8 protein-coding genes are annotated in these 10,450 nt (G+C 72.2%); 3 read left to right on the forward strand and 5 right to left on the reverse strand.

Annotated elements, in window-relative coordinates:
- Positions 1-189: 189 nt before the first annotated feature.
- From ACFWTE_RS28595 to ACFWTE_RS28610, 4 genes are all read right to left on the reverse strand, one after another.
- Positions 190-840, reverse strand: a complete 651-nt coding sequence (locus tag ACFWTE_RS28595) for a class II aldolase/adducin family protein (RefSeq protein WP_378783027.1) — start codon at positions 838-840, stop codon at positions 190-192.
- Positions 837-2,075: a 3-oxo-tetronate kinase gene (otnK, locus tag ACFWTE_RS28600; protein WP_378783028.1), complete on the reverse strand. Its 1,239-nt coding sequence runs from the start codon at positions 2,073-2,075 to the stop codon at positions 837-839. The genes ACFWTE_RS28595 and otnK overlap by 4 nt, the downstream gene beginning before the upstream one ends.
- Before the next feature lie 92 nt (positions 2,076-2,167).
- Positions 2,168-3,589 (reverse strand): GntP family permease, encoded by a 1,422-nt coding sequence (locus ACFWTE_RS28605; protein WP_378783029.1) that lies wholly within the window; start codon positions 3,587-3,589, stop codon positions 2,168-2,170.
- A gap of 18 nt (positions 3,590-3,607) precedes the next feature.
- Positions 3,608-4,978 carry a homoserine dehydrogenase gene (locus ACFWTE_RS28610; protein WP_378783030.1) on the reverse strand — a complete coding sequence of 457 codons (1,371 nt, stop codon included), beginning with the start codon at positions 4,976-4,978 and terminating at the stop codon, positions 3,608-3,610.
- A 165-nt stretch (positions 4,979-5,143) separates the two neighbouring features.
- Here ACFWTE_RS28610 and ACFWTE_RS28615 point away from each other — a divergent pair, with 165 nt between their 5' ends.
- The gene (locus ACFWTE_RS28615; RefSeq protein ID WP_378783031.1) at positions 5,144-5,977 is read left to right on the forward strand and encodes a DeoR/GlpR family DNA-binding transcription regulator; all 834 of its coding nucleotides are present in this window, start codon (positions 5,144-5,146) and stop codon (positions 5,975-5,977) included.
- 138 nt (positions 5,978-6,115) lie between these two features.
- Here the strand turns inward: ACFWTE_RS28615 and ACFWTE_RS28620 are convergent, their stop codons facing one another.
- Positions 6,116-7,195, reverse strand: a complete 1,080-nt coding sequence (locus tag ACFWTE_RS28620; protein ID WP_378783032.1) for an RNA ligase (ATP) — start codon at positions 7,193-7,195, stop codon at positions 6,116-6,118.
- A 458-nt stretch (positions 7,196-7,653) separates the two neighbouring features.
- Here ACFWTE_RS28620 and ACFWTE_RS28625 point away from each other — a divergent pair, with 458 nt between their 5' ends.
- Positions 7,654-8,931: an MFS transporter gene (locus tag ACFWTE_RS28625; protein ID WP_378783033.1), complete on the forward strand. Its 1,278-nt coding sequence runs from the start codon at positions 7,654-7,656 to the stop codon at positions 8,929-8,931.
- An 81-nt stretch (positions 8,932-9,012) separates the two neighbouring features.
- On the forward strand, positions 9,013-10,347 hold the full coding sequence (locus ACFWTE_RS28630; RefSeq protein WP_378783034.1) for a peptide ligase PGM1-related protein: 1,335 nt from the start codon (positions 9,013-9,015) through the stop codon (positions 10,345-10,347).
- The last annotated feature ends 103 nt before the right edge of the window (positions 10,348-10,450 follow it).

Below are 10,450 nucleotides of genomic sequence, written 5' to 3' on the forward strand. Positions count from 1 at the left end.
ACTGGCCCTTCGGACGGAGTGGGGCATCTACCGAAGGCACCCCTGGGCCGTTCGGGTGCGCGCAGGCGGGGCTCGGCGAGGGCGCCGTCATTCCGTTCCTCGGACCGGTCGGAGCCCGGCCCCCCGTGCGGGGCGAACCGCGCCCTCAGCCCCCTGTCGTGGAGGACGGGTGCGAGGACGGGTGCCCGGTCACAGCTCCCACGTGGTCCCGTAGCGCCCGGTCAGTTCGCGCACGTCCTCCGCCGACAGGACGGAGTACCCGCTCCCCCGGAGCGAGACGACGATGCGCGAGGCCTCCTCCAGTTCGACGGCGCCGTCCAGGGCGGCCGCCGGATCCGCCGCCGCCACGAGCGAACCGTGGTTGGCGAGCAGGGCGGCACGGAAGGTGCCGGGCAGGTCGGAGAGGTTCAGGGCGAGCCGTTCGCTGCCCGGAGCCGCGTACGGAACCAGGGGCGCCTGACCGACCCGCATGACGAGGTAGGGCGTGACCGGCGGGAGCGCGGACGAGGCCGACCAGGCGGGTAGGCAGGAGGCCGCGGTCGCGTGGGGCGAGTGCAGGTGGACGACGGCGCGGGCGTCCCCGACCCGCCTGTACATCGCCAGGTGGAGCGGATACTCCTTGGAGGGCGGCGGTCCGGAGAGGTGCTCCCCCGCCCGGTCCAGGACGGCCAGATCCTCGGGGTCCAGGTCCCGGAGGGAGACCCCGGTGGGGCTCATGAGGGTGTGGGCCCCCACGCGCACGGACACGTTGCCGGAGGCTCCGGGGCTCAGCCCCAGGTCGACGGCGCGGCGCCCCGCCTCGCACAGTTGCCGTGCGGCCTCGCGTGATTCGCGGTTCACCGGTCTGCCTCCCAGGCGCGGACGAAGAGGTCCTCGCGGCCGAAGTTCCCGGACTTGAGCATGAGGTGGATGTCCTGGCCGTCGCGCTGTCCGAGCATCCACGCGACGCCGGGGTCGACCTCGGGTCCCAGCGCCAGGGAGGCCACCCCGAGGCGCTGCACGACGGCCCCGCTGGTCTCGCCGCCCGCCACGAGGAGCGACCTGGTTCCCGCGGCCACCAGGCGCTCGGCGATCTCGGCCAGTGCCTCCTCGATGAGCGGGGCGTCGGCGGTGTCGACGACGTCCTCGGGGGACGCGGTCGCGTACACGACGAAGGGGGTGTCCCCGGCCTCCAGCGCGGGGGCCACCGCGCCGGACACGGCCGCCTCGAAGTCCTCCCGCAGGTCGGCGGGGCGCAGCTGGTGTCCCCCTCCGACCGCGAGTGCGTGGCGGACCTGGCCCTGGGTGGCCCGCGAGGCACTGCCGGAGAGCACGACGCGCGGACCGTCGGGGAGGGTGAGCGGCGTGCGCCCGCAGGTCCGCGGGCCCGTGAGCTCCTGGGCGAGGGCACTGCCGCCGGTGAGCAGCCGCAGGTCCTCCGTCGCGCGGGCGAGGGTGGCGAGGTCGGCGTCGGTCAGGGCGTCGACGACCACGAACCGGGCCCCGGCCCCGGCCGCCCGCCCGATGGCCTCGCGCACTGCTTCGGGTCCCCGGGCCACGGTCGGCCAGGACACCAGGGCGACGTCGGCCTCCCCTCCGCCGACCTGCGGGGCGAGCAGGCGCAGGAGGTTCGAGTCGGTCATGGGCGTGAGCGGGTGGTGGCGCATCGGGGACTCGTCGAGGGGGTCGTCCCCCACGAAGAGGTGGCCCCGGTAGACGGTGCGCCCGTTGGCGGGGAAGGCGGGCGCGACCACGGTGACCGGCTCTCCGAGGGCGTCGAGGACCGCCTCGGCGACCGGGCCGATGTTGCCCGCCGGGGTGGAGTCGAACGTCGAGCAGTACTTGACGTAGAAGCGTTCGCACCCCGCGCTCCGCAGACGCGCGAGGGCGCGCAGTGAGACCGCGACCGCCTCGTCGACGGGCATGGTGCGCGACTTCAGGGCGACGACGAGGGCGTCGGCGCCGTCGGCGGTGTCCCCGTCGTGGGGCGCGTCCGCGCCCAGCACGACGGTGGTCCGGTAGCCGGCGGACGTGAGGGCGAGCGCGACGTCGGTCGCGCCGGTGAGATCGTCGGCGATCGCGCCGAGGGTCGCCATGGGTTCTCCGTAGGTTGTCAGGTGGTCGGGGCCGGTCCCGGGCACCGTAGCCGGACGGCCGCGTGCCAGGGACCGGCCCCGTGCGGGTGGTGCTAGACGACGCCGGTCGCGATCATGATGTTGAGGACGAGGAAGCCGGTGACGCCGGAGATGACCGAGGCGACGCCGATGGAGCGGATGCCCTGGCCCACCGTCATGTTGGACAGCGTCGTGGTGACCCAGAAGCCGGAGGAGTTCGCGTGCTTCATGATCTGGGCCCCGGTCGCGCAGGCCAGGTACACCACGAGCGGTTCGAGGCCGAGCGCGGGCAGCAGCGGCTGCATGATGGCCGCCGAGGTCATGACGCCGAGGATGTTGGAACCGGTGATGGTGCACACCGCAGCGGCGATGAGGAACGGGATGATCACCGGGGACAGCCCGGTGCTCTCGATGGTGGTCGCGATGTTCTCGGCCACCCCCGTCTCCCTGATGATGGTGGCGAGGGCGCCGCCGACGCCGGTCAGCGCCAGGGGCATCGCGGCGACCTTCAGTCCGGCCTCGAACAGGTCGTTCAGGGTGGACTTGTCGCGCCAGCGTCCGCGGAACAGCGGCAGGGCCAGCACACACGCGATGAACAGCGCCATCGTCGGCTCACCGACGAACAGGACGGCGTCGGTGGCCCACGCCCCCTCCGGGAGGGCGGGGCCCGCCAGCGAGGCGAAGACGATGAGGAGGATGGGGGCCAGGATGGGCAGCAGTGAGCCCGCCAGGCCGACCCGGTGCGGTGCGCCGTCCTCGACGGAGGTCGCGGCGGCGTCCGTGCCGCCGGAACCGGTGCCCGTGGCGGAGCCGGCGCCCCCACCTGTGGGGGCGGGTGCGTCCGGGCCGCCCACCAGGTGCTCGACGAACTCCGGCTTGGGCGGCACGTGCGTCTTGGTCCGCGACAGGTAGATCGTCGCGGTGATCACGCCGGGGACCCCGACCATGAGGCCGTAGAGGATGGCCTCGCCCATGCCGACGCCGAGCAGGGACGCCGAGGCGAGCGGACCGGGGCCGGGAGGGACCACCGAGGTCATGACGTAGGCGCCGAGGTACAGGATCGGGCCGAGCTTCATCATCGAGATGCCCGTGCGGTAGGCGAGGGCGGAGACGATCGGGATGAGCATGACGACGGCGGTGTCGGCGATGAGGGGGATGCCGAGGACGGTCGACGCGAGGGCGATCGCCCAGGGCACCTTGTTCCTGGAGAACAGGCTGAGGGCGGATTCGGTGATCTTCAGGGCTGCGCCGCTCAGTTCGAGCATCTTGCCGAGGACGCAGCCGAAGATGATGAGCAGACCGACACTGGCGAGGGTGTTCCCGAAGCCGGTCGTGACGAGTTCGATGGTCCCGGTACCGCCCATGCCCAGGACGATGCCCAGGGCCACGACCACGATGAACAGCGTGGCCACGGGGTGGACCTTGAACCGCGCGATGAACAGCACGAGGACGGCGATGGCGGCGACGAACGCCAGCAGGATGTAGATGTCCGACATGTCACTGGGTCCTAACGTTCACAGGTGGGTGCGTGTGTGACGCCAGGCGTCCAGGAGGGAGGCGCTGGGGTCCGCCAGGTCGTCGAGGCGGACGAGTTCTCCGGCGGCGACGTCGCGGGCGAGCGTGGTGTGGGCGGCCAGGTACAGCGGCGCCACGTCCTCGGGCGCCTGCGCGGCGTCCAGCAGGACGGGGGCCACGCCCCGGACGTCGTGGTGGTGCCCGCCCATGTCGAGCCGGGTACCCCTGGCGAGGTGCCCCTCGGCCCGCCCGGCGAGGATCGTGTGCGGGGCCGGGTGGCGTGTGGTCACCGGGCGGCGGCGGTCGACGGCGTCGAGCAGGCTCAGGGGGGTCTCGACACCCATGAGGTGGTAGGGCAGGTAGAGGCAGGCGTAGCGTCCCGAGCGGGAGACCACGTGGCCCTTCTGCGCGAGGAGGCCCCAGGAGACGGGGTCCCCGGTGCGGACGACGACGAAGACCCCTCCGGCGAAGGAGGCCTCCTCGGGCAGGCGGAGCACGCTGAAGACGTCCACGGCGCCGGGGCCGCCGAGGATGCCCCCGTCGTCGGCGAGGGAGTAGACGTCGGCCAGTTCGGCGACCCGGGCGACCGGGTAGTGCAGTGCCTCCACGTCCGGGACGAGGCCCGTGTTGTTCGCGACGACGCCCATCTCGCAGTAGTCGGCCGCCGCCGAGCGCTGGAGGCGGTCGACGGCCCGGGCGCGCGCGGCGAGCGTGGCGGGCACGTCCTCCCCCAGGGTCAGCAGGTCCGCCAGTTCGGGGGCGTCGATCTCCTGGTCGAGTTGGCGCACACGCCCCGTTGAGGGGTCGAACACCAGGTCGTACTCACCGGACTTGCCGATCGCGACGACGTCGAGCCCGAGGAGGCGGGCGCGCTCGTACCACTCGATGAGGTTGGCGGGCTGGTCGCCGATCCCGGGCGTGTACACGACGCCCCGGGCCCTGGCGGCGTCGGCGAGGAAGACCCCGGCGACCGAGTCGACCTCCTTGGAGACCATCACCACGTGGTGGCCCGCCTCGATGGCGGTCCGCGCGGCCGCGGCCCCCGCCTCCGGGCTGCCGGTGGCCTCGACGAGCACGTCGTAGTCGGCCCCGGCGAGGAGGTCCGCGTCGGCGATGACGGCGATCTGGCCGTCGGCCAGCGCGGACACCTCGTCCGGACCGGTGCACACCCTGAGGTCGTCGGGGGCGTAGCCGAGTTCGGCGCACAGTGCGACCGTCCCCTCGGCGTCCAGGTCGCACAGCACCGAGGGGTGCAGGCGGTCCATCCGCAGTGTCTGGGCGAGCAGTGTGCGCGCGAAACCGCCCCGCGCCCCGGTGAGGGCGTAGCGCACGGGTGGCGGAGGTGTGGCGGTGGTGTCGGTGCCTTGCATGGTTTCTCCTTCTTTCGCCTCGCGAGGGGCGCGTATGCGCAGGCCGCGAAGGCAACTCGCCATATTTAACACCCACGGAACATATGAGTCAACAATTTTCACGCTTCAGATCATCTGGTAACTATCGGTACCATGGTTCCTCTGGGTGGGCCCCTAAGGAGGACGATGATTCCGGCGCAACGGCGTGACCTGCTCCTGCGAGAGCTGCGCGGCACGGGAGTGCTGAGCGTGAAGGAGCTGTGCGACATCCTCGACGTCTCGCACATGACGGTGCGTCGCGACATCATGACACTGGAGGAGGAGGGGCGGGTCCGCTCTGTTCCCGGCGGTGTCGAACTGGTCTCCCAGGTGCGTTCGGAGCCGTCCTACCGGGACAAGTCGCGCGTGGACGTGGACGAGAAGCGGGCGATGGCACGCGCGGCGGCCACCCTGGTGAGCGAGGGGCAGACGATCTACCTGGACGCGGGGACGACCCTGGGACACCTCGTGCCGTCGCTGTGGAGCGTCACCGGCCTCACCGTCATCACGAACGACATCACCACCGCGGCCTCCCTCACCGACCACCCCGACGTGACGCTCTTCCTCATCGGCGGGCAGGTCGACCGCGAGAACCGCTCCTCCGTGGGTGACATCGCGGCGGCCACCATCTCCGAGTTCAACATCGACGTCGCCTTCGTCTCGACCAGCTCCTGGGACCTCGGCAGGGGGTCGACCACGCCGTCACGGGCGAAGGTGGCGGTCAAGCGCGCGGCCATGGCGGCGGCCTCCGCCTCGGTGCTCGTCGCCGGCGCGGACAAGTACGGCGCCTTCGGCACCTTCAAGGTCGCCGCGCTCACGAGCTTCGCGTCGGTGATCACCGACGACCGGCTCTCCGATTCGTCCGTGCGCGCGATCCGGGACCTGGGGGTCGACCTGGAGACCGTGACGCCGCGCAAGGACGGGGAGCCGGAGGCGGAGCCCGCCCCCGGTGCGGCACCGGCCCCGACCGCCTCCGCCTGACCTGCGGACCGCACGCGCACCGCCACCGGGGGCGGGTGCGCCCCCGGCTGTGCGGCGGCCCGCCCCTCCGACCGGGCGCCCCGGCTCCGCCGAGGGCCCGGACCGAGGGGCACGCCGGGTGCGGTGGGACCCGGTGGGCTACTCGTACTCCGTTCCGCCCTTGCGCGTCAGGTAGGCGTCGGACACGAACTTCGCGATCGCCCTCCCCCGCAGGACCTCGGATCCCCGCTCGCGCGCCGGTCGGACGACGAGGCCCTCACGCAGGTGCAGTGCGGCCCCGCTCAAGGTCTCCGGACCCTGCGCGGCCGCCAGGAGCACGGACTCGTCGTAGGGGCCGTCGTAGAGCTGCGGCGCCGCCCGCAGGCCCACCGACTCCAGGAGCTCCGGAAGGTCGACCGCGTCGACCCAGGTGCGGCCCCCTCCGACGTCCAGGGCGATGTCGAACACCGCGTAGCCGGGGGTCGCGCTGCGGCCGGTCTCGCCGTACCCCAGGTCCTGGACCCCCGAGCCGAACACCTCCCCGAACACGCCCACACGGGCCGCCCCGAACCGCTCGGCCACCTCGCGCGCCGCCTTCGCCACACCGTGTGCGGCCACCGCCCGCCAGTACAGGTTGTCCTCGGCGAACTTCAGTCCCAGCTGGCGCGCGCCCGAGCCCTTGGACGAGACGAACTCCTCCCCCGACTCCGCGACCAGGGTGAACAGGCACGCGGTTCCGTGGATCTTCTCCGTCGCCACGACCCGCTCCCCCGGGACGAAGGCGTCGGGGTAGCGCTTGACGTTCTCCACCTCGATCCACCGCATCAGGGCGGGCGCGGGCGCGAAATCGCCGCTCATGTGCAGGGGTACCTCCGGCACCCACTTGGTGATGCCGAGGTCTGCGGCGAAGTCGGTGCCCGTGCCGTGCGCCGCCGCCAGGTCGACGTCCGCCAGCAGCCCGGGGCGGCAGACGATGCCCTGTGACAGCTCACCCCGCAGGCGGATGGCCTTCACCCTGTTGCGTTTGGAGCCCGCGAGCCTGCCCGTGAGCCCCAGCTCGTCGATGAGGGCGTCGGGCAGCAGGGCGTTCTCGGGGACGTAGACCGCCCAGTCACCGGTCCGGTAGGCCCCCTTCGCCACGACCGCCCGGAACAGTCCCACCTGGGCGAGTTCCAGTGCGTCGGCGTCGGGGTGCGGGTGGATCGTGAGGCGCTCGGCGGTGACCCTCAGGGTGGACATGCTGTTCCTCCGTGGTGGGAAGCACCCTCGGACGGCGCCCCCTCTGCCGGTTCACCATGGACCGGCCGCGGCCTGTCCGGCAACACCTTTTCGGGATACTCCGACGCGGCGCCCGCGGATGTGCCGGTGCGTGACCTGGAGATTCGGCGCCTGAATTGCCCGGGTAAATGATCATCCGCCACTCGTCGCCGTTCCCGAAAAAAGGAGGGGCCCTTGTCACGGGGTCCTGGGAGACTTATATTCTTCACGTCGCACCACGGGTGCGGCGTCCCGGAATCGTTGGGAGGACGACACGATGAAGATGCCGTACTAGAACACGCCTTCTTCCTCCGCGAAAACGCGGAATGATCAACGGTCCGGGTCGGGGCGGCATTCCATCTTCGCCGCCCCGGCCCTTTGGGCGCGGAGGAGTTCGCGGTCCGCCGCCGTACAGCGAGAAGGGGATTCCGAGGACGCCCATGAAGTCTCTGGTGGTACGAGCGGTCACGAGGTCCCCCTACTGGCCCGTGCTCACCCATCCCCTCCTCCGACGCGTCCTCCCCGGCATCGGCGTGTCCGCGCTCGGCGGCGGGATGAGCTCCATCGCCGTGAGCTGGCTGGCCATGGAGCTGGCCCCCGCGGACCACCGCGCGGCCTGGGTGGCCGCCGCCGTCGCGGCGTACACCCTGCCCGGGGCGGTGGGCGCCTTCCTTCTCGGCGGGCTGATGAACGGCCGCAGCGGCGCCCAGCTGGCCGGCTGGGACGCCCTCCTCCGCGCCGGCGCGCTGGCGCTGATCCCCCTGGTCCACGCGCTGGGCTCGCTGAGCATCCTGCTGTACGTCGTGCTGCTGGGCCTGTCCTCGGTCCTGAGCGCCTGGGGCAAGGCCGGCCGTTACACGATGCTCTCCGAGCTCCTCGACAAGAAGGACCACCTGGCCGGGAACTCCGTCGTCAACGTGATGCTGGAGCTGTCCACGGTCATCGGCCCGCTCCTCGCCGCGATCGTCATCGCCAGGGGAGGGCCCGAGTACGTCCTGGCCCTCGTCGCGCTCTCCTTCGCCGTCCTCGCCGCGACCTACCGGTTCGCGATCCCCCGCGACCCCGACCAGGGCGGGGTCAGGGCCGGGGCGTCCCGTTCCGAGGGCTTCAGGGCCATCGCGCGCGACCCCGTGCTCCTGGGGCTGCTGGCGCTCTCGTTCGGCTTCTTCCTCTTCTTCGGCCCGTCGAGCGTGGCGATCCCCCTGTACGTCGTGGAGGACCTGGAAGCCTCGGCGGCCACCCTCGCGGGCTTCTACACGGCCTTCGGCATCGGCGCCGTCGTGGGTGCGCTCCTCACCGGCTACCTGCGGAACCTGCCCCTGATGCCCACCACGATCTGCATCGTCCTGGGGTTCGGCCTCGCGCTGGCACCGCTCGGGCTCGGCCTGCCCGTGGCCGTCTCCTGGATCTCCTTCGGTGTGTGCGGGCTCTTCTGGGGCCCGTTCCCCTCGACCACGACGGCCCTCTTCCAGGGGTCCGCGCCCGCGGCCGCCCTCCCGCAGGTACTGGCCGCCCGCGGCGCGGTCACCGGGGTCGCGGTCCCGCTCGGCGCCATGGCGGGGGCTCCGCTCGTCCTCATGGTCGGTGCGCAGGCCACCCTGCTCGCCTCCGCCGCCTGCCTGACCGCCCTGGGAGTGGCCGCCCTGATTCTCCGCGTGGTCCCACGGCGTTCCAGAAATCGTTCCCCCGAAGAGGCGGAGCAGGATATGCGGCCCTGACCCGGACCTGCGCACATACTTTCCGCCGAACCGGGGCGCGCCTTTCCCGGTTGTGAGAAGACCCCGGAAGAGGAGAATTCCATGGCCACCCTGATCATTGTCAACGTTCCCGAGGAAATGGTCGGTGACATCGGCAGGATTCCCGTGGAGAAGAGGCGGGCCTTCGGGCTCGGCGCGCAACGCATGCTGTGGTACGCCGAGGACGGCGACGTGCTGGTGCTGCCCTCTCCCCCGGGCCCGGACTTCATGGACCACGTGACCGGGCTGACGGGGACCCGTGCCTCGACCCTGCGGTTCGTGATCCCTCCCCCCGGCCGTTTCGGACCCGACATCCTCACCGCCGACCGCCTGGTCGACCCGGTCTTCCTCCGGGACCTGGCGAAGACCCTCGCGGACCGGCCCGTCGACCGGATCATCTGCACCTACAGCGACCTCGCCGTGACGGCCATGGCCTCGGCGGTCGGCGTGGAGGACGCCCTGCCGGGGCACGCCTTCAGCGCCCAGGGCGGGGACGCGCTGGTCAACAGCAAGGCGGTGTTTCGCGCGGTGGCCGCGGGAAACGGCATCCCCATCGCGCCCGGGGTGATCACGGACCGGACCGAGCACGCGGAGTCCGCGATCGAGTCCCTGCTGGCCGACGGGGCCGTCGTGATGGTCAAGCAGCAGTTCTCCGGGGGCGGCCTGGGCAACGAGATCCTCAGCAGGACCGACGGCGTCCGTGCGGCGGGGGCGGGGAGCGTGGTCGTCCTCGCCGACCGGGAGGCCGTGCAGGGGTACGTCTCCGACCGTTGGGAATGGCTCACGGGGCACAGGGGCCACAGCCTGATCATCGAGCGCTACTTCCCCGACTCCACGACGGTCTACGCGGAGTTCGTCGCCGAGGACGACGGCTGTGTGTTCCGCGGGGCCGGGGAGATTCTGATGGAGCCCGTGGCCACCGGCGAGGTCATCCCTCCCCAGTCCGTCCGGCCGGGGGAGGTCGCGGAACTGGTCGAGATCGGCCGCCGCGCGTGCGAGCCCTTCCGGGTGATGGGGTACCGGGGGACCCTGTGCGCGGACGCCATCCGGACCCCGGACGGCGAACTCCTCTTCACCGAGGTCAACGGCAGGCTCACGGCCTCCACACACCTGCACGTCAACCTGGTCGACCGGGTCGTCGGCCGGGAGCGCCGGGACGACCGCGTGTTCTTGGAGCGCGCGGGGCGGTGGGCCGTCCCCTCCTTCACCGAGGCGCTCCGCAGGCTCGCCGACGCGGGACTCGGCTACGACCCGCGCTCGGGGCTGGGCATCGTGGTCACCGCCGACTACGCGGCGGTCACGGGCCGGGTGACCTACTGCGCGATCGCGAAGGACCTCGACGCCGCACGCTCTCTGGAGGAGCGTGTCGAGACCCTGCTGAGCGATCCGGCGTCCTGAGGAACCCGGCCCCGTCGACCCACGGGGGGCGGCCCCGGGGGGCCGCCCCCCCCCGGGGCGGGCCCCCCCCCCCCCCCGGAAAACAGGGCGCGGCCCACCCCCC

The organism is Nocardiopsis sp. NPDC058631 (assembly GCF_042716955.1).
Classification (GTDB): Bacteria; Actinomycetota; Actinomycetes; order Streptosporangiales; family Streptosporangiaceae; genus Nocardiopsis.